Below are 18,589 nucleotides of genomic sequence, written 5' to 3' on the forward strand. Positions count from 1 at the left end.
CCCACTAGTGAGCGGCGTCGGCGATGTGCTGGGTGCCGATCCGCTTGCGGAACACCCAGTACGTCCAGCCCTGGTACAGCAGCACCAACGGCGTGGCGACAGCCGCGCACCAGCTCATGATCTTGAGCGTGTAGGGGCTGGAGGCCGAGTTGGTGACCGTGAGGCTCCAGTCCGGGTTCAGCGAGGACGGCATGACGTTCGGGAAGAGCGTCAGGAAGAGCATCGCGACGGCGGCCGCGATCGTGATGCCCGACAGCGCGAACGACCATCCCTCACGCCCCGCCTTGATGGCCCCGACGGCCCCGACCAGGGCCACCACGGCCACGGCCATGGCCACCAGGCTCGTACCGTCCCCGCGCGAGAGCTGCGTCCAGCTCAGGAAGCCGAGCGCCAGAGCGGCGGTGACCAGTCCCAGCGTGAGCGCGAGCTTCCGCGCCCGGACCCGGATGTCACCGACCGTCTTCAGCGCGGTGAAGACCGTGCCGTGGAAGGTGAACAGCGTCAGGGTCACCAGTCCGCCCAGCAGGGCATACGGGTTGAGCAGGTCGAAGAGCGTTCCGACGTACTCCTTGGACGCGTCGATCTTCACGCCCCGCACGATGTTGCCGAAGGCCACGCCCCACAGGAACGCGGGGATGAGGGAGGTCCAGAAGATCGCCTGCTCCCAGTTGTGCTGCCACCGCTCCTCGGGCCGCTTGGCGCGGTACTCGAAGGCGACACCGCGCACGATCAGGCAGACCAGGATGAGCAGCAGCGGCAGGTAGAAGCCGGAGAAGAGCGTGGCGTACCAGTCCGGGAAGGCGGCGAAGGTCGCACCGCCGGCGGTCAGCAGCCACACCTCGTTGCCGTCCCAGACGGGCCCGATGGTGTTGATGAGCACCCGCTTCTCGACCCGGTTCCGGGCGAGCAGCTTGGTCAGGACACCGACTCCGAAGTCGAATCCCTCCAGGAAGAAGTAGCCCGTCCACAGGACGGCGATGACGACGAACCAGACGTCGTGGAGTTCCATGCCTCAGCTCCCAGTCCTTGAGTGGAGGGCCATCAGTACGAGAAGGCCATCGGCCGGTCGGCTTCACGATCGGCGTCGCGGTCGTGGCCGCCGATCCTGGTGGGCGGGTTGAGGTCGGACTCGGTGAGCTCGGGGGGCCCGGCCTTCACGTACTTGACGAGGAGCTTGACCTCGATCACGGCGAGCACGGCGTAGAGCGCGGTGAAGACGATCATCGAGGTGAGCACCTCGGCCTGGGAGACACCGGGGGAGACCGCGTCCCGCGTGCGCAGCACCCCGTACACCACCCACGGCTGGCGCCCCATCTCGGTGAAGATCCAGCCCCACGAGTTGGCGATGAGCGGGAAGCCCAGCGTCCACAGGGCGCCCAGCCAGTACAGCTTGGTGAGCTTGGGGCTCAGGGGCTTGCGGAGAAGCACCAGATTCGGCACCTCGTCGTCGCCCACCCGCAGCCCCTTCGGCAGCAGGAACCGCTTGCGGGTCAGCCACAGCCCGAGGAGCCCGAGCGAGAAGGACGCCATGCCGAAGCCGATCATCCACCGGAATCCCCAGTACGCCACGGGGATGTTGGGTCGGTAGTCGCCGGGACCGTACTTCTCCTGGAGCGCCTCGTTGGTGTCGTTGATGCCGGGGACGTACGACTCGAAGTCGCTGTGCGCGAGGAAGGACAGCAGGCCGGGTATCTCGACGGCGACCTTGTTGTGCCCCTTGTCGACGTCTCCGTACGCGAAGATCGAGAAGGGTGCGGGGCTCTCGCCGTCCCACAGCGCCTCGGCCGCGGCCATCTTCATCGGCTGCTGCTGGTACATGACCTTGCCGAGGAAGTCGCCGCTGATCGCGGTCAGCATGCCGCCGATCACGACGGTGACCAGGCCGAGCCGCAGCGAGGTCTTCATGACCGGGACGTGCTTCCTGCGGGCCAGGTGGAACGCGGCGATGCCGACCATGAACGCGCCACCGGTGAGGAAGGCCGCGGACATGGTGTGGAAGACCTGGGTCACGGTGGTGTTCTGGCTGAGCACGGCCCAGAAGTCGGTCAGCTCGGCCCGCCCGGTCGCCGGATTGATCCGGTAGCCGACCGGGTGCTGCATCCAGGAGTTCGCCGCCAGGATGAAGTACGCGGACAGGATGGTGCCGATCGACACCATCCATATACAGGCCAGGTGGATCCTCTTCGGCAGCTTGTCCCAGCCGAAGATCCACAGCCCGATGAACGTCGACTCGAAGAAGAAGGCGATGAGCGCCTCGAAGGCGAGCGGCGCGCCGAAGACGTCACCGACGAAGCGCGAGTAGTCGGACCAGTTCATGCCGAACTGGAACTCCTGCACGATGCCGGTGACGACACCCATCGCGATATTGATCAGGAACAGCTTTCCCCAGAACTTCGTCGCCTTGAGGTACTTCTCCTTCTCCGTCCGCACCCAGGCGGTCTGCAGACCGGCAGTGAGGGCGGCGAGGGAGATCGTCAGGGGAACGAAGAGGAAGTGGTAGACGGTAGTGATACCGAACTGCCACCGCGCCAGCGTCTCTGGCGCCAGAGCCAGGTCCACGACATCTTCTCCTTACGGCCGTGCCGGGTCGTCGTGCGCCCCCACCGCCCACCCGATTCCGGTGGATCACGGGAGGAACCAGGCGAGCTTGTGAATGCGTTCACAATCACAAGCAATTATGACTCACACGAAATCCGTAGCGGTACCCGGGGGTACCCCTACCGGAAAACTTCAACATCTTGTTGAATCCTGCGGGTGCAGATACGTATCTCTTGGCCTGCGGGCCACACGACCGCGACCATCGGGGAAACCCCCACGAGCAAGGCGCTCGCAGGGGTCCTCCCGATCACCTCCACCGCCCGCACGTGGGGCGAGGAGGTCTACTTCGACACCCCCGTCTCCACCGCGCTGGAGGCGGACGCCCGCCAGGTGGTGGAACCGGGCACCGTCGCCTTCTGGACCGAGGGCGACGCGCTGGCCCTGCCGTACGGGCCCACACCGATCTCGCGGGGCGACGAATGCCGCCTCGCGAGCCCGTGCAACGTCCTGGGCCGGCTCGACGCCGACCCGCGCGTCCTCGCCACCGTCCGCGACGGCGACCCGGTGCGCGTCGAGCTGGTGACCGACTAGGGGGTGTCCGTCAGAACCTCTCCTTGCGGTAGGACTCCGCCACCCGCAGGAAGATGTCGTTGGCCTCGCTCTCGCCGATCGTCACCCGCACGCCCTCACCGGCGAACGGCCGCACGACCACACCGGCCTCGTCGCAGGCCGCCGCGAAACCCTCGGTCGCCTCGCCCAGCCGCAGCCAGACGAAGTTGGCGTGCGTCTCGGGCACCGTCCAGCCCTGGGCCACCAGCCCGTCGTAGACCCGCGTGCGCTCGCACACCAAGGAGCCCACGCGCCCCAGCAGTTCGTCCTCGGCGCGCAGCGAGGCCACCGCCGCGTCCTGCGCGAGCTGGCTGACGCTGAAGGGCAGCGCCGTCTTGCGCAGGGCCGCGGCGACCGGCTCGTGGGCGATGGCGAAGCCCACCCGGAGCCCGGCCAGCCCGTAGGCCTTGGAGAACGTCCGCAGGACGGCCACATTCGGCCGGTCGCGGTAGATCTCGATCCCGTCCGGCACCTCGGGGTCCCGGATGAACTCGCGGTACGCCTCGTCCAGCACCACCAGCACATCGGACGGCACCCGGTCCAGGAACCGCTCCAGCTCGGCCCGGCGCACCACCGTGCCCGTGGGGTTGTTGGGGTTGCAGACGAAAATCAGCCGCGTCCGGTCGGTGATCGCATCCGCCATCGCGTCCAGGTCGTGCACATCGCCCTCGGTCAGCGGGACCTGCACCGGAGTGGCCCCGCTGATCCGCGCGATGATCGGGTACGCCTCGAAGGAGCGCCAGGCGTACAGCACCTCGTCGCCCGGGCCGGCGGTGCTCTGGACGAGCTGCTGCGCCACGCCCACCGAGCCGGTGCCGGTGGCCAGGTGCGTCACCGGCACCCCGAAGCGCTCGGAGATCTCGGCCATCAGCCCGGTGCACGCCGCGTCGGGGTAGCGGTTGAAAGAGCCCGCGGCGGCCATCGCCGACTCCAGCACGCCGGGCAGCGGCGGGTACGGGTTCTCGTTGGAGGACAGCTTGTAGGCGACCGGCTTGCCCTCACCGGCACTGACGGCGGGCTTGCCCGGCTTGTACGTGGGAATGCCGTCCAGCGCGGCCCGCAGCTTCGGGCCCGTGCCGCTCGCGCCGCTCTTCCCGCTCGTCTCGCTCACTGTGGTCCTCCTCGACCGTGCGTACCACCAATACTTCTCACCCTATGAGGATTCCGCCGCCGTGCGAATGGCTTCAGGGCCACGAATGCGACACGCCCGCACCCGGGTCGCCGGGCAGGGGGGGAGCGCTCTCCGGGGTGGCGCGCGCCGGTGGCTCACGCCGTGGCGCGCATCCCCCGTAGAGGTGAGTTGAGTCCTCACCGAAACCTCGGCCATGTGGCCGGACCGTACGTACCGACATCTCGCGGCACCAAGCAGTAACCCCCAACTGCCTTGAAAAACAAGGCGATTAGGGCGGGGGGACCATGCAGAAACGTGCCTGTCAACGAGTGAATATGCGACCGGCTCAACCGCCCGCCATCGCCCTACTATCGGCTCGCCATGACAGCAGCAGGGAAGCACCAGGTGAGCCGGGCACAGACCCGGGGAAGCCGGCAGGGTCGAGCGGGCATCCGGGACGTGGCCGCCGCAGCCGGAGTCTCCATCACGACTGTCTCCGACGCGCTCAACGGCAAGGGCCGGCTCCCGGACGCCACCCGCCGCCATGTCCGCGAGGTCGCCGACCGGCTGGGCTACCGCCCGTCGGCCGCGGCCCGCACGCTCCGTACCGGCAAGTCCGGCCTCATCGGCCTGACGGTGACGACCTACGGGGATGAACCTTTCACCTTCACCGAATTCGCCTACTTCGCCGAGATGGCCAGGGCCGCCACCTCCGCCGCGCTCGCCCGCGGCTACGCCCTGGTCATCCTGCCCGCCACCTCACGCCATGACGTCTGGTCGAACGTCGCCCTCGACGGCACCGTCGTCATCGACCCCTCCGACCACGACCCGGTGGTCACGGAGCTCGTCCGCCAGGGCCTGCCCGTCGTCTCCGACGGCCGCCCCGCCGGAACGCTCCCGGTCACCGCCTGGGTCGACAACGACCACGAAGCCGCCGTACTCGATCTGCTCGACCATCTCGCGGCCGCCGGCGCCCGCCGGATCGGCCTCCTCACCGGCACCAGCACCGACACGTACACCCGCCTCTCCACCAGCGCGTACCTCAGCTGGTGCGAGCGCGTGGGCCAGGACCCGGTGTACGAGGCCTACCCGGCCCACGACCCGTGCGCCGGGGCCGTCGCCGCCGACCGGCTGCTCGCCCGCCCCGACCGCCCCGACGCCGTCTACGGCCTCTTCGACCCCAACGGCACCGACCTGCTCGCCGCGGCACGGCGCTACGGCCTGCGCGTCCCCGACGACCTGTTGCTCGTGTGCTGCAGCGAATCCACGGTGTACGCCGCCACCGAGCCGCCCATCACCACGCTGTCCCTCAAACCGCGCCGGATCGGCACCGCGGTCGTCCAGCTGCTCATCGACGCCATCGAGGGCATCGACGCCGACCGGCCGGTCGAGCAGGTGATACCGACGGAGCTCATCGTCCGGACGTCCTCCCAGCGGCGCTCCACCCGCACGACCGTCAGTCCGCCCAGGTCGCCGTCACAGGAGTGACTCCGGCCACCGGGCGGGGCGGAGCCACGGACGGGTCGGCGACGCGTCGGCGACAGGCCCGGGGCAGGGACACGAGCAGGGACAGCGACAGAGACGGGGGCATACCTCCCCAACCGGGGCAAAACAACCAGTGAACCCGGGGGTGCACCCGGATTCACCACCCCTGGTGCGTCACACAGCTCGGGCCTCATTCCTATGATGGGCGGACGACACCGCGGACCGCCCCGACCAGGCCGGTCTGCCAGGTGTAGGGCGTCGCGACGGTGGTGGAGGGGTCGATGACTCAGGGGGCCGGTCAAGGACCCGTGGTGCGGACGGCGACGTTGCGTGACTTCCGCGTGCCGCCGTACGCCCAGGTGCCGGTGCAGGACCACGCCGCACACCCCGGCAACGCCTTCCCGGAGGGCGAGTTCCCCGAGGGCTACACGCCGACGGAGCGGGATCTGCCGGTGATCAACCGGGGCGACACCGTGCAGGTGACCGTCGACCCGCCGAAGGCCCCCGCCCCGGCGCCCGCCACCGCCCCCGATCCCCAGACCGGCCCCGGCCCGCTGTACGTGGTCGGCGATGTGCACGGTTACCTCGACGAGCTGGTCACCGCGCTGCGCGAGCAGGGCCTCATCGACGCCGAAGGACGCTGGGCCGCGGGCAACGCCCGGCTCTGGTTCCTCGGCGACTTCACCGACCGCGGCCCCGACGGCATCGGCGTCATCGACCTCGTCATGCGGCTGTCCGCCGAGGCCGCGGCCGCGGGCGGCTACTGCAAGGCGCTCATGGGCAACCACGAGCTGCTGCTGATCGGTGCCAAGCGGTTCGGGGACACCCCCGTCAACTCCGGTGCCGGCACCGCCACTTTCCAGGCCGCCTGGCTGCTCAACGGTGGCCAGAAGAGCGACATGGACCGTCTCCAGGACGTTCACCTCCAGTGGATGTCCCGGCTGGACGCGGTGGTCGAGGAGGACGGGCACCTGCTCCTCCACTCCGACACCACCGCCTACCTGGAGTACGGCTCCACCGTCGAGGACGTCAACGACACCGTCCACGAGGTCCTCACCCGCAACGACGCCGACGAGTGCTGGGACCTGTTCCGCAAGCTCACCAAGCGCTTCGCCTTCCGCGACGAGGGCGGCCCCCTGGCCGTACGGGAACTGCTCGACGCCTACGGCGGGGAGCGTGTCGTGCACGGCCACAGCCCCATCCCCTACCTCCTGGGCGAGGTGGGCTCCGAGGACGGCGAGGACAGCGCCGGCCCTTCGGTCGCCGGGCCGCACGTGTACGCCGACGGCCTCGCCATCGCCATGGACGGCGGTGTGACCATGGCCGGAAAGCTGCTGGTCGTCCAACTCCCGCTCTCCCCCTGAGACATCACGCAGCGGAGCCGGGACAGGCGATTTCCGGAATTCCCCTGTCACCCTTTGCCGTAACCGCTCTACCATCGGCTTATCCGTAGCAGGCTCTCCTCCGTTTCCGCCCGACTGCCCGTTCTACGCGGGCAAACAGGCCCTACGGAGCATCGGGGGATGCACATGAAAAGCGCTCCGCACCTGCTGACCGAGGACCGCTCCGAGTACGAGCGCCTCCTCGACGAGGCACTGCGCAATGCGCACGAACGTCCGGAACTCGACGCGCTCGGCAAGCGGCTCAACGCCGAACAACTGCGCACCATGGCCCTGAACGCGACGGCACTGATCACCCAGGCCGCCGCGACCGAGTACGACCACTTCGTGCAGGTGCGCGAGGAAGCGCGTACGCCCGCACCCACCTCCACCATCGGCTCCGTGCTGTCCGCCGCCACCGACGACGACACGGCGACCGGCGCCGGAGCCGGACTCGGTGTCGTCGTCACCGTCCTGGCCCCGGTGCTCGCCGGCACCGCCGCGGTCATCTTCCTGCTGGTCGGCTATCTGCTGATGGCCCTCGACCCGGCGCCGTCCTTCGCCAAACCGCTGCTGACGGCCGGCTGGTTCTTCGCCGCGGTCACGGCGCTGGGGATCCTGGTCGCCGCCGTCGGCCTGCTGGTCACGGCCCTGCGCAACAGCTCCACGCAGGTGCCCGCCCATGAAGGGGGCGACGACCTGCCCGACGAGATCGCCCGCGCGAGAGAGGCCTGGCGGCACGCCCTGCTCGAACGCGGCATCATGCCGTTCCTGCGGGACGCCCTGGCCGATCCGAGCGCGGACCCGGCCTCCGGGGTCCCTCCGCGCAAGGTCGGGCAGCTGCCGAAGGTCGGTTACAGCGGCCCCGATTTCTCCAGCCCGAGCGAGGGCGGCACGGCGGCGCGTCCCACGTTCACCAGCCCGGACTTCACCAGCCCGGACTTCGGCGGCCCGGAGCACCAGCCGGACTGACCGGTGCCCCGGCGCCGTTTCACGTGAAACATCCGTTCGAGGATGCGTCGCCGCGTCCGCGCGGCCGGGGTCAGTCCGCCAGCGGCAGATAGACCCGGTTCCCCGCAGCGGCGAACTCGGCGGACTTCTCCGCCATCCCCGCCTGGATCTCGTCCTGCTTCAGATCGCCGCCGTGCTCCCGCCGGATGTCCTGCGAGATCTTCATCGAGCAGAACTTCGGACCGCACATGGAGCAGAAGTGGGCGGTCTTGGCGGGCTCCGCGGGCAGCGTCTCGTCGTGGAACTCCCTTGCGGTGTCCGGGTCGAGGGCCAGGTTGAACTGGTCCTCCCAGCGGAACTCGAAGCGCGCGTCCGACAGGGCGTCGTCCCACTCCTGCGCCCCGGGGTGGCCCTTGGCCAGGTCGGCCGCGTGCGCCGCGATCTTGTACGTGATGACACCGGTCTTCACGTCGTCACGGTTGGGCAGCCCCAGGTGCTCCTTGGGCGTCACGTAGCAGAGCATCGCGGTGCCCCACCAGGCGATCATGGCAGCACCGATGCCCGACGTGATGTGGTCGTACGCCGGCGCCACATCGGTGGTCAGCGGGCCGAGCGTGTAGAACGGCGCCTCCTCGCAGATCTCCTGCTGGAGGTCGATGTTCTCCTTGATCTTGTGCATCGGGACGTGGCCCGGGCCCTCGATCATCGTCTGCACGTTGTACCGCTTGGCGATCCGGTTGAGCTCGCCCAGCGTGCGCAGTTCGGCGAACTGCGCCTCGTCGTTGGCGTCGGCGATCGAGCCGGGCCGCAGACCGTCACCGAGCGAGTACGTCACGTCGTACGCGGCGAGGATCTCGCAGAGCTCCTCGAAGTTCTCGTACAGGAACGACTCCTTGTGGTGCGCCAGGCACCACGCAGCCATGATCGAACCGCCGCGGGAGACGATGCCGGTCTTGCGGCGCGCGGTCAACGGCACGTACCGCAGCAGGACTCCGGCGTGCACCGTCATGTAGTCGACGCCCTGCTCGGCCTGCTCGATGACCGTGTCCTTGTAGATCTCCCAGGTCAGTTCCTCGGCCTTGCCGTCGACCTTCTCCAGGGCCTGGTAGAGCGGCACGGTACCGATCGGCACGGGGGAGTTGCGCAGCACCCACTCGCGGGTGGTGTGGATGTTCCGGCCGGTGGAGAGGTCCATGACGGTGTCGGCACCCCAGCGGGTCGCCCAGGTCATCTTCTCCACCTCCTCCTCGATGGAGGACGTGACGGCGGAGTTGCCGATGTTGGCGTTGACCTTCACCAGGAACCGCTTGCCGATGATCATCGGCTCGATCTCCGGGTGGTTGACGTTGGCCGGCAGTACCGCGCGCCCGGCCGCGATCTCCTCGCGCACCACCTCCGGGGAGACGTTCTCGCGGAGCGCGACGTACTCCATCTCCGGCGTGATCTCGCCGCGGCGGGCGTACGCGAGCTGCGTGACCGCCTGCCCGTCACGGCCCCGGCGGGGCTGGCGGGGCCGGCCCGGGAAGACGGCGTCGAGGTTGCGCAGCCCGCCGCGCGGCGAGGTGTGCTTGATCCCGTCGTCCTCCGGGCGGACCGGCCGGCCGGAGTACTCCTCGGTGTCGCCGCGCCCGATGATCCAGTTCTCCCGCAACGGCGGCAGGCCGCGGCGTACGTCCGTCTCGACGCTCGGGTCGGTGTACGGCCCTGACGTGTCGTACAGCGTCACGTCCTTGCCGTTGGTGAGGTGCACCTTGCGGACCGGCACGCGAAGGTCGGGGCGCGAACCCTCGATGTACCCCTTGTGCCATCCGACGGACTTCCCGGCCTCGTCGTTCCGATTCGAGGCAGGCGTGCGTGCGTCCTGAACGGTCATCGTGACCTACTCCCTACGCCGGCATTACCCGGTAACAGGTTCGGCGGTCGACGCAGCCGTTTCCGTACTCTTCGTACGGATTTCAGCGCCCTCTCAGCCCGGTGCTCCGAGCTCCCGCGTGTGCAAAGGTGTCACCACGCTAGCGTCCTTCCGGCCACGCTGAACAGAGGGCCCCCTCGGTTCTTGCGATGATCGGTCGGTGACTTCCACGCACGAGACACCCGAGCCGGACCGGCATGCGCACGGTCATACGCACAGCCATGGCCCTGCCGCGCCCGTCTCCCAGCATCTGCGCAAGGTCATCGCGGCCGTACTGATCCCCTTCGCCACGGCGGTCGTCGTGGGTCTCGCCCTGCTGTGGCCAGGTGGCGCGCCTGCCCACGAGCGCACGGGTGTGGGCTTCGACCGGCAGACCGAGCAGGGCACGGTCGTCCGCGTCGAGCGGGTGGACTGCAAGGACGTGAACGCGGCGCAGGTCCCGCCCACCGGGGACACGACGACACCGGAGGGCCGGGAGGCGGTCAACGCCCAGCAGGGGAAGTGCGCGAAGGCGACGGTCGAGGTCACCACGGGCAAGGACCGGGGCCGCCGGTTCGTCGAGGTCGTGCAGCCGGACTCGCCCCGCCAACTCGACCAGGGGCAGGGCGTGGTGGTGGCGTACGCGCCCGACGCGCCCCGCGACCTCCAGTACTCGGTCACCGACGTCGACCGCAGGATGCCGGTGGCGATCCTCGCCGGGATCTTCGCCCTGGCGGTGGTGGCCGTCGGCCGGATGCGCGGCGTGATGGCGCTGATCGCCCTGGCGGCGAGCTTCGTCGTGCTGACCGTCTTCATCCTCCCGGCCATCCTCCAGGGCTCGAACCCGCTGGTCGTGGCGGTGGTGGGGGCGAGCGCCATCATGCTGATGGCGCTGTACCTGTGCCACGGCCTCACCGCCCGCACCTCGGTCGCCGTGCTGGGCACCCTCATCTCACTGCTGCTGATCGGGCTGCTGGGCTCGGCCTTCATCGGGTGGGCGTCCCTCACGGGCAACACCGACGACTACACCGGTCTGATCCACGGGCTCTACCCGAACATCGACATGTCGGGTCTGCTGCTGGCCGGCGTCATCATCGGTTCCCTCGGTGTCCTCGACGACGTGACCGTGACCCAGACGTCCGCGGTGTGGGAACTGCACCAGGCCGACCCGAAGATGGGCCCCCGCGCCCTGTACCGGGCCGGTATCCGCATCGGACGCGACCACATCGCCTCCGTGGTCAACACGCTGGTCCTGGCGTACGCGGGTGCGGCACTGCCCCTGCTGCTGCTCTTCTCGATCGCGGAGAGCAGTGTGGGGACGGTCGCCAACAGCGAGCTGGTGGCGCAGGAGATCGTACGGACCCTCGTCGGCTCCATCGGGCTGGTCGCCTCCGTGCCGGTCACGACGGCGCTGGCCGCCCTGGTGGTCTCCGCCGACCGGCCGGGCGCCGGCACCGGCCCGGGTCCCGCGGCCGCCGCGGCCCCGGCCGGACGCGGCGGACGGGGCGGACGGGGCCGTCGTCGCAAGCAGTGACCTCAGCCGGCGTTCTCCTCGGCGAGGATCCGTCCGAGTGCCTCCTCCAGGTGCTGCTCGAAATCACCGAGCGTGAGCTCCTGTCCCAGGGGCACCAGCTTGTCGGTCCGGTCGAGGAACGCCACCAGGGGCGGCACGCCCGCACGGAACAGCGCCCGGTCGCTGCCGACCTGCAGCCGGATGCTGACGTCCGACAGATCCTCGGGACCGGTCGGCGCGATGTGCACGTCGCCGTCACCGCTCGGTGCGTTGATCCCGTCCAGGAGCAACTCCCGCCCGAAAGTCCAGCTCACCGGTGCGTCACCGGGCAGGTGGAAGGTCATCCGGACCGCGAAGGGGTCCGTCGTGTCGTACCCGAGCTCGACCGGAATCCTGAAGGCCAGCTCCTCGGACACGACGAAGCTCATCAGGACCTCGGCCTGAACCGACTCGTGCATCATGTACCCCGCAGTGGATGAAGCAGTGATGAACAGCAATGGGATGGAGGCCGGAGCCGATAACGGCAAGTAATGATCCCTTCCCGCCCTCTTAGTTCAATCGTCATCGTCCTGGAGGCACTGGAGGATCACAAGGAGTGATTTTTCAGATACTGATAGAGACGCCGAGGGAACGCAGCAACCAGCCCACTTCTCCGCGGAGCCGGTCAACAGCGGGCCACAGCCGTTCCTCCTGATGGAGGGGGACGGAAATTGCCATGGCCGCCTTCATCGACCCCGCCGGGACCGGAATGGCGGCGCAGACCGTTCCGAGCGCGTACTCCTGGCGTTCCACCGAGGGCTGTATCCGATCGGCGCGTGCCAGACGGTCCAGCAGGGACTTCCGGTCGCGGACGGTGTACGGAGTGACCGGCTGCACGGGGTGGCGGTCGAGGTGGTCCAGCCGGGCCTCCTCGTCGAGCTGGCCGAGCAGGCACTGGCCGATCGCGTGGGCGTGGCCCGTTTCGCGGAAGTCGGCGCACTCCTCGACGGCGGGCGAGGCAGGCGTGTCGGCCACGGCGAGCAACTCGATCTCACCGTCGCGGTAGACGGCGAAGTAGAGCGGGACACCGATACGGTCCCGCACCTGCGCCAGCACGTTCTCGATCTTGCCGCGACGATTCTGCGGTGCTTCGCCGACCACCAGGCGGCGGGCCGCTTCACCGATCACGAACACGCCGCCCACGCGGTGCAGATAGCCCTCGTAGGTGAGGGTGCGCAGCAGGTGGTACGCGGTAGGGAGGGGCAGGCCCGTCTCGCGGGCGAGCTGTTTGGCTGGGGCCCCGTCGGCATGGGAGCCCACGGCCTCCAGGAGTCTCAGCGCCCGCTGGACGGAGCCGATGAGGGTCGGAGCCGCTGAGTTGGTTGCCGTGGCCAATGGTCACCCCCGGGCGGATTGCCCCCGGTGCGGTCCGTGGACCGCGGACAGGGCGTGCGACCGCCCTTGTTTCTCAAGGGCGGCGAAGGCTGGCCACTCTAACGGCAGAGCTCGCATGGAGGTCGGGTTTCACCGGCTCCGTTCCCCCGCCCGGGCTAACGCCCGCGCCGGCAGCCGGGCCGGCAGGCCGGCCGCGGGCACCGCGGGCCGCGTGGAGGCGCCGGTCGCGCGGGGAGCGACGTTCGCCGCGGGGGCGCCGTGATCACCGGTCGCGGCGGTCACGGAGCAGTGCTCACCAGTCGCTACGGGACGACGACGAAGCGAGGAACTTCCGTACGACGTAGATCAGTCCGCCCACGAGCGCGACGAACAGCAGCACCTTGAACAGCACCCCGATCAGCACGCTGACCACGGTCGCGATCAGTCCTCCGAAGACGAGCACCGCAATCAGGGGTATGGCCACCCACTTCACCCACCACGGCAGCCCCGCCAGAAGCCCCTTCATCGCCATCGCCCCTACCCCATCTCTGCACACCGGCACGTCCGTACGTCCTGACGCCCTCGATGCTAGAGGTGAGCCGGGGGCCCGGCGGGGGCCCGGCGCCCCTTGCTCTCCCCTGATCCTTCCCCTAGGGAGCCCGGGGGACGGAGGTCAGCTCTCCGGCGGAGAGAACACCACCAGCACGCGCAGGTCCTCGGTGATGTGGTGGAACTTGTGCGGCACCCCGGCCGGCACGTACACCACGCTCCCCCGCCCGACCTGCGTCGTCTCCATCCCGACCGTGATCGACGCGCGGCCGCTGACGACGACGTACACCTCGTCCTCGGCGTGCGGCTTCTGCGGATCGAGCTCGCCGGCGTCGAGCGCGTACAGGCCCACCGACATGTTCCGCTCGCGCAGGAACTGCAGATACGCGCCGTCGTTGGCGGCGCGCTCCGCCTCCAGCTCATCCAGTCGGAATGCCTTCATGCCCGTCCGTCCCTGCGCTCGCTCCGGTGCTGTCTGCCACGATCAGACACATGATGAATTTCCTAGTCAAGACGATCGCGAACGCGGGCGCCCTGGCAGTGGCGATCTGGCTGCTCCAGGACATCACGCTGACCGGTGACAGCACCGGGAAGAAGGCGCTGACCCTGGTTCTGGTGGCCCTCGTCTTCGGCGTGGTGAACGTCCTGGTCAAGCCGGTGGTGAAGCTGCTCACGCTGCCGCTGTTCATTCTCACGCTCGGACTGTTCACCCTGGTCGTGAACGCGCTGATGCTGCTGCTGACCTCGTGGCTCGCCGACAAGCTCGACCTGAACTTCCACGTCGAGGGCTTCTGGACCGCCGTCCTGGGCGGCCTGATCATCTCGGTCGTGTCGTGGGCCCTCAACGTCGTTCTCCCCGAGGGCAAGGACTGAGGGCCGGGCGACCGATGGAGGAAGCACGCATGGGCGACGGAACGCGCGCGGTACGGGCCGGCCTGCCCGAGCCACACAAGTACGAACCGACCCTGCCCGGGCCGGTGTTCGCCGCCCATTACCACCTGCCCGGCGAGCCCACCGGCCCGTACACCTACGGACGCGACGAGAACCCGACCTGGACGCACCTGGAGCGGGCCATCGGCGAACTGGAGGCGCCGGGCGAACCGGACGGCGTCGAGACCGTCGTCTTCGCCTCCGGTATGGCCGCCATTTCGGCGGTGCTGTTCTCGCAGCTCAAGGCCGGCGACGCGGTCGTCCTGCCGTCCGACGGCTACCAGGCACTGCCGTTGCTGCGCGAGCAGTTGGAGGCGTACGGGATCGAGGTGCGCACCGCGCCGACCGGCGGTGACGCGCAGCTGGCCGTGCTGGACGGGGCACGGCTGCTGTGGATCGAGACGCCGTCGAACCCGGGACTGGACGTCTGCGACATCCGGCGGCTGGTGGCGGCCGCGCACGACCGGGGCGCGCTCGTCGCGGTCGACAACACCCTCGCCACGCCTCTCGGCCAGCGTCCGCTGGAACTGGGCGCCGACTTCTCCGTCGCCAGCGACACCAAGGGCATGACCGGACACGGTGACATCCTGCTCGGACATGTGGCCTGCCGCGATGCGCGGCTCGCCGCCCCGGTACGGCGCTGGCGCAAGATCGCCGGGGCCATTCCCGGGCCCATGGAGGCATGGCTCGCGCACCGGTCGCTGGCCACGCTGTCGCTGCGCGTCGAGCGCCAGTGCGCCAACGCGCTGGTACTGGCCGAAGCCCTGATGCGGCGCGACGACGTCTCGGGACTGCGCTATCCCGGGCTGCCGGGCGACCCCTCCCACCAGGTGGCCGCGGGGCAGATGTGGCACTACGGGTCGGTCGTCTCCTTCGTCCTGCCCGACCGCGGGCGGGCGGAGCGCTTCCTGGAGGCGCTGCGGCTGGTGGACGACGCGACCAGCTTCGGCGGCGTGCGGTCCACCGCTGAGCGGCGCGGCCGGTGGGGCGGCGACGCCGTTCCCGAGGGCTTCATCCGCTTCTCGGTCGGGGCCGAGGACGCCGAGGACCTGGTGGCGGATGTCCTGCGGGCGCTCGACGAGGCGGCGCGGCCGGCGGAATGAGTACGGGACCCGTGGAAAGGACGGTCCGAGCCTCCCCCCTCGTGGCTCGGACCGTCCTGGCTTGACGCGCGGAGATCCTGGTGCAGATCCGCGTGGAACAAGGCTAGTTGACTCTGCGTCAGTGTCCAATCACAGTAGCGACAGCGACCTATCGACTTATTTATAGTTGGACGGTCCTGAGACGCCGTCAGGCGACGCGATCGTGACCGTGGCGATGGGGAGGCGGTGGATGTGGACCTCGCCCTGCTGCGCACGTTCGTCACCGTCCACCGGGCGGGTTCCTTCACCCGCGCCGCCGCCCTGCTGGGCCTCTCGCAGCCCGCCGTGACCAGCCAGATCCGCACCCTGGAGCGGCAGCTGGGCCGCCCGCTGTTCCTGCGCCAGGCCCGTGGCGTCACACCGACGACCATCGGGGACGAGCTCGCCCACCGGGCTGCGCCCCACCTGGACGCGCTGGTGGAGATCATCGAGACCGGACTGGACGAGCAGACCGGAGTACGCACCCTGCACCTCGCCGGGCCCCCCGAGTTCACCTCCGTACGCGCCCTTCCCGCACTCACCGGGCTCATCTCCCAGGGACTCGCGCTGCGCACCACCCTGGTGGGCACCGCCGAGGAGACCCTGGAGGGGCTGGCCGCCGGCCACCACGACCTGGCCATCACCACGGCCCGTCCCCGCGGCGGGCTGCTCACCGCGACACCCCTCTGCGACGAGGAGCACGTCCTGGTCGCCTCGCCGCGCTGGGCCGCCCGGCTCGGCCCCGGCGTCCTGCTGCGCAAGGGCGCCGTCGTGCTGGAGCAGCTGCCCGTGGTCGAGGTGCACGAGTCGCTGCCGTTCGTCGCGCGCTACTGGACGGCTGTCTTCGACTCCAAGCCGGCCGCCGCCGCCACCGTCATCGCACCCGATCTGCGCGCCGTGCTGGAGTCCGCCGCCTCGGGCGCCGGCCTCGCGGTCCTGCCCCGCTACCTGTGCGAGCAGGACCTGGAGCGCGGCCGGCTGGTGGCCCTGCTCGATCCGCCCGTGCCCCCGTTACGCACCTACTTCCTCGTCGTACGCACCGGCACGCTCGCGCTGCCGCACATCGCGCGGGCGCACGAGTCCCTGCTGCGTGCTGCCGTCGACTGGTGAGAGGGAGTTTCAGGAGCGCCGTTGCGGGCCATTTTCAAGCCATGACCGAACGACCGGTGGTCAAGCGCACCGCACGCGCCATCCTGCTCGACGGTGGCGACCTCATCCTGATCAAGCGCACCAAGCCGGGTATGGATCCGTACTGGCTGACCCCGGGCGGTGGTGTCGAGCCAAAGGACTCGACGGTCGTCGACGCACTGCACCGCGAGGTCCACGAGGAACTCGGCGCCAAGATCGTCGACGTGGTGCCCTGCTTCGTCGACACCGTCGAGCACATCGTGGACGGCGGCGTCTCGGGCGTGAAGGTGCAGCACTTCTTCGTCTGCCGGCTGGAATCCATGGATCCCGCCCAGCGCCACGGCCCCGAGGTGGACGAGCCCGAGGGAGAGTACGAGATCGTACGGGTCCCCTTCAGCCGCGTCGGCATCGCCGCCGTCAACCTCGTCCCGCTTTCGCTTCGGCACTACCTGGACGGCAACATCGAAGGCGTACGGGCGATGCACGCGCCGGACCTCGGCTGACCGGCCCCCGGCCGGCCGGACCGGTCAGCTCTTCACCGCCACCAGCTCGTCGAGCGAGTCGTGCCGGATCCGTTCGTACGGCACACCGATGCCCCGCAGCGCGTCGACACTGCTGCGGATCATGCCCGGCGGGCCGGAGAGGTAGGCGTCGTACTCGTTCCACGGCCCGTACTCGCGCACCACGTCCGGCAGCTGCGCCTTGCCGTCGATGATGGCCCGCACCTCCAGCCACGGATGCGACTGCTGGAGCCGCAGCATCGTGTCGATGTCGTACAGGTCGTGATCGGTGCGGGCACCGTAGAAGACCTCGACGGGCCGCCGCTCACCGTGCTCGGCGACGTCCTCGACGAGCGCCTTGATGGGCGCTATGCCGGTGCCGCCGCCCAGGCAGAGCAGTCCGTTGTCGGTGGAGTGGTCGACGGTCATGGAGCCGGCGGGCGGTCCCAGCCGCAGCACGTCACCGGGGCGGGCGTGGTGGACGAGGGCGTTGGAGACCCACCCCGCCGGCACCGCCTTGACGTGGAAACTGAGCAGGCCGTCCGAGCGCGGTGCGGAGGCGAACGAGTAGTGCCGCCAGACCCTCGGCCACCACGGTGTCTCCAGGCTCGTGTACTGGCCGGCCAGGAAGGGGTACGGCTGGTCGGGCCGGACGGTGACGACCGCGATGTCGGGCGTTCTCAGGTCGTGCGAGACCACCTCGGCGTGCCACCAGGCCGGAGCATGCCGCTCGTTCTCCGCCGCCGCGTCGATCATGATCTGCGAGATCGTGGTGTACGTGCGGACCCAGGCCGCTTCGGTCTCGTCGTCCCACGTCGTCGTCGCGTACCGGCTCAGGGCTCCGATGAGCGCCTCTCCGACGGCCGGGTAGTGCGAGGCCTCGGTGCCGTACTTGCGGTGGCCGCGGCCCAGATGCTGGAGGTACTCCTTGAGCACCTCGGCGTCGTCCATGTGGTCGGCCGCCGTCAGCAGCGCTTTGAGGAGGCGGTCCCGCTGGGCGTCCATGGCAGCCGGGAAGAGGGAGCGCAGGTCGGGATGGCGGGTGAAGAGCAGGGCGTAGAAGTACGACGTCACCTTGTCGGCCACGGGGCCCACCTCGGCGAGCGTGCGCCGCACCCGTATCGCGTCGGGCGAGCCGCTCTCGGCGACGCCGGCCGTGCCAGGGGTGCCGTGCAGGAGGGGCCTGTCGGCGCCGGAGGCGCTCCCGGAAGCAGGCCCGACCGCCTCCGGTCCCCGCCGTTCCGGTACCCGCACCGAAGGCACGGTGGACTCCTGCGCGGGACGCTGCTCGCGGGCGGAACCTTCCTCGCCGAGGGGACGGTACGCGCCGGTTAGGCATCCGCCAGCGGTGTGCTCGTCACCTTCGGGGTGCTGGGCGGCCCGGTCGTGGGCCGTCCGGTCTCCCGTGGCGGCGGGCTCGTCGGCGGGATGCCCCGCCGCCACGGGCTGGTGGGGGGCGGGGGGGGGCGCCCCCCCCGCCCCCCCCCCGCGGGGGGGGCGGGGGGGGGGGGGGGGGCCCCCGCCGGGCGCG

At 69.9% G+C, this 18,589-nt stretch carries 18 protein-coding genes and 1 riboswitch; of the genes, 9 read left to right on the top strand and 9 right to left on the bottom strand.

What is annotated here, in order from left to right:
* Window positions 1–4 precede the first annotated feature (4 nt).
* Complete coding sequence (cydB, locus tag ACIA79_RS22460) at window positions 5–1,009, bottom strand: cytochrome d ubiquinol oxidase subunit II (RefSeq protein ID WP_399430105.1); 1,005 nt, start codon at window positions 1,007–1,009, stop codon at window positions 5–7.
* A 32-nt stretch (window positions 1,010–1,041) separates the two neighbouring features.
* The gene (locus tag ACIA79_RS22465; RefSeq protein ID WP_399430106.1) at window positions 1,042–2,559 is read right to left on the bottom strand and encodes a cytochrome ubiquinol oxidase subunit I; all 1,518 of its coding nucleotides are present in this window, start codon (window positions 2,557–2,559) and stop codon (window positions 1,042–1,044) included.
* 195 nt (window positions 2,560–2,754) lie between these two features.
* Between ACIA79_RS22465 and ACIA79_RS22470 the strand changes: the two genes are divergently transcribed.
* Window positions 2,755–3,129, top strand: a complete 375-nt coding sequence (locus ACIA79_RS22470; protein WP_399430107.1) for a cyclophilin-like fold protein — start codon at window positions 2,755–2,757, stop codon at window positions 3,127–3,129.
* Between the two features lie 10 nt (window positions 3,130–3,139).
* Here the strand turns inward: ACIA79_RS22470 and hisC are convergent, their stop codons facing one another.
* Window positions 3,140–4,258 carry a histidinol-phosphate transaminase gene (gene hisC, locus ACIA79_RS22475; protein WP_399430108.1) on the bottom strand — a complete coding sequence of 373 codons (1,119 nt, stop codon included), beginning with the start codon at window positions 4,256–4,258 and terminating at the stop codon, window positions 3,140–3,142.
* A gap of 381 nt (window positions 4,259–4,639) precedes the next feature.
* Here hisC and ACIA79_RS22480 point away from each other — a divergent pair, with 381 nt between their 5' ends.
* From ACIA79_RS22480 to ACIA79_RS22490, 3 genes are all read left to right on the top strand, one after another.
* Window positions 4,640–5,746 carry a LacI family DNA-binding transcriptional regulator gene (locus tag ACIA79_RS22480; RefSeq protein ID WP_399430109.1) on the top strand — a complete coding sequence of 369 codons (1,107 nt, stop codon included), beginning with the start codon at window positions 4,640–4,642 and terminating at the stop codon, window positions 5,744–5,746.
* A gap of 263 nt (window positions 5,747–6,009) precedes the next feature.
* A complete protein-coding gene (locus ACIA79_RS22485) occupies window positions 6,010–7,107 on the top strand; it encodes a metallophosphoesterase (protein ID WP_399430110.1) in 1,098 nt (365 codons plus the stop codon).
* Window positions 7,108–7,266: 159 nt separating this feature from the next.
* Window positions 7,267–8,094, top strand: a complete 828-nt coding sequence (locus ACIA79_RS22490) for a hypothetical protein (RefSeq protein ID WP_399430111.1) — start codon at window positions 7,267–7,269, stop codon at window positions 8,092–8,094.
* A 70-nt stretch (window positions 8,095–8,164) separates the two neighbouring features.
* Here ACIA79_RS22490 and thiC read toward each other — a convergent pair whose 3' ends face one another.
* Window positions 8,165–9,946, bottom strand: coding sequence for a phosphomethylpyrimidine synthase ThiC (gene thiC, locus ACIA79_RS22495; RefSeq protein ID WP_399430112.1), 1,782 nt, complete (start codon window positions 9,944–9,946; stop codon window positions 8,165–8,167).
* Window positions 9,940–10,074: riboswitch (TPP riboswitch) on the bottom strand. Its footprint overlaps the gene before it by 7 nt.
* A gap of 71 nt (window positions 10,075–10,145) precedes the next feature.
* Here thiC and ACIA79_RS22500 point away from each other — a divergent pair.
* Complete coding sequence (locus tag ACIA79_RS22500) at window positions 10,146–11,498, top strand: YibE/F family protein (RefSeq protein ID WP_399430113.1); 1,353 nt, start codon at window positions 10,146–10,148, stop codon at window positions 11,496–11,498.
* A 2-nt stretch (window positions 11,499–11,500) separates the two neighbouring features.
* Here ACIA79_RS22500 and ACIA79_RS22505 read toward each other — a convergent pair whose 3' ends face one another.
* The 4 genes from ACIA79_RS22505 to ACIA79_RS22520 all read right to left on the bottom strand — a co-directional run bounded on the left by ACIA79_RS22505 (window position 11,501) and on the right by ACIA79_RS22520 (window position 13,821).
* On the bottom strand, window positions 11,501–11,935 hold the full coding sequence (locus ACIA79_RS22505) for an SsgA family sporulation/cell division regulator (RefSeq protein ID WP_399430128.1): 435 nt from the start codon (window positions 11,933–11,935) through the stop codon (window positions 11,501–11,503).
* 145 nt (window positions 11,936–12,080) lie between these two features.
* Window positions 12,081–12,851, bottom strand: a complete 771-nt coding sequence (locus ACIA79_RS22510; RefSeq protein ID WP_399430114.1) for an IclR family transcriptional regulator — start codon at window positions 12,849–12,851, stop codon at window positions 12,081–12,083.
* Window positions 12,852–13,143: 292 nt separating this feature from the next.
* Complete coding sequence (locus tag ACIA79_RS22515) at window positions 13,144–13,356, bottom strand: DUF5326 family protein (RefSeq protein ID WP_399430115.1); 213 nt, start codon at window positions 13,354–13,356, stop codon at window positions 13,144–13,146.
* 147 nt (window positions 13,357–13,503) lie between these two features.
* Entirely contained in the window at window positions 13,504–13,821 is a 318-nt protein-coding gene (locus ACIA79_RS22520; RefSeq protein WP_391516551.1) for a cupin domain-containing protein, read from the bottom strand.
* Between the two features lie 50 nt (window positions 13,822–13,871).
* Between ACIA79_RS22520 and ACIA79_RS22525 the strand changes: the two genes are divergently transcribed.
* The 4 genes from ACIA79_RS22525 to ACIA79_RS22540 all read left to right on the top strand — a co-directional run bounded on the left by ACIA79_RS22525 (window position 13,872) and on the right by ACIA79_RS22540 (window position 17,061).
* On the top strand, window positions 13,872–14,252 hold the full coding sequence (locus ACIA79_RS22525; RefSeq protein WP_399430116.1) for a phage holin family protein: 381 nt from the start codon (window positions 13,872–13,874) through the stop codon (window positions 14,250–14,252).
* A gap of 29 nt (window positions 14,253–14,281) precedes the next feature.
* Window positions 14,282–15,412 carry a cystathionine gamma-lyase gene (locus ACIA79_RS22530; protein ID WP_399430117.1) on the top strand — a complete coding sequence of 377 codons (1,131 nt, stop codon included), beginning with the start codon at window positions 14,282–14,284 and terminating at the stop codon, window positions 15,410–15,412.
* A gap of 231 nt (window positions 15,413–15,643) precedes the next feature.
* Window positions 15,644–16,540 (top strand): LysR family transcriptional regulator, encoded by an 897-nt coding sequence (locus tag ACIA79_RS22535; protein WP_399430129.1) that lies wholly within the window; start codon window positions 15,644–15,646, stop codon window positions 16,538–16,540.
* Between the two features lie 41 nt (window positions 16,541–16,581).
* Window positions 16,582–17,061 (top strand): NUDIX domain-containing protein, encoded by a 480-nt coding sequence (locus tag ACIA79_RS22540; protein WP_399430118.1) that lies wholly within the window; start codon window positions 16,582–16,584, stop codon window positions 17,059–17,061.
* 24 nt (window positions 17,062–17,085) lie between these two features.
* Here ACIA79_RS22540 and ACIA79_RS22545 read toward each other — a convergent pair whose 3' ends face one another.
* Window positions 17,086–18,501 (bottom strand): globin domain-containing protein, encoded by a 1,416-nt coding sequence (locus tag ACIA79_RS22545; RefSeq protein ID WP_399430119.1) that lies wholly within the window; start codon window positions 18,499–18,501, stop codon window positions 17,086–17,088.
* Window positions 18,502–18,589: the final 88 nt, after the last annotated feature.

It is taken from the genome of Streptomyces sp. NPDC051310 (assembly GCF_044455245.1).
Lineage (GTDB): Bacteria > Actinomycetota > Actinomycetes > Streptomycetales > Streptomycetaceae > Streptomyces.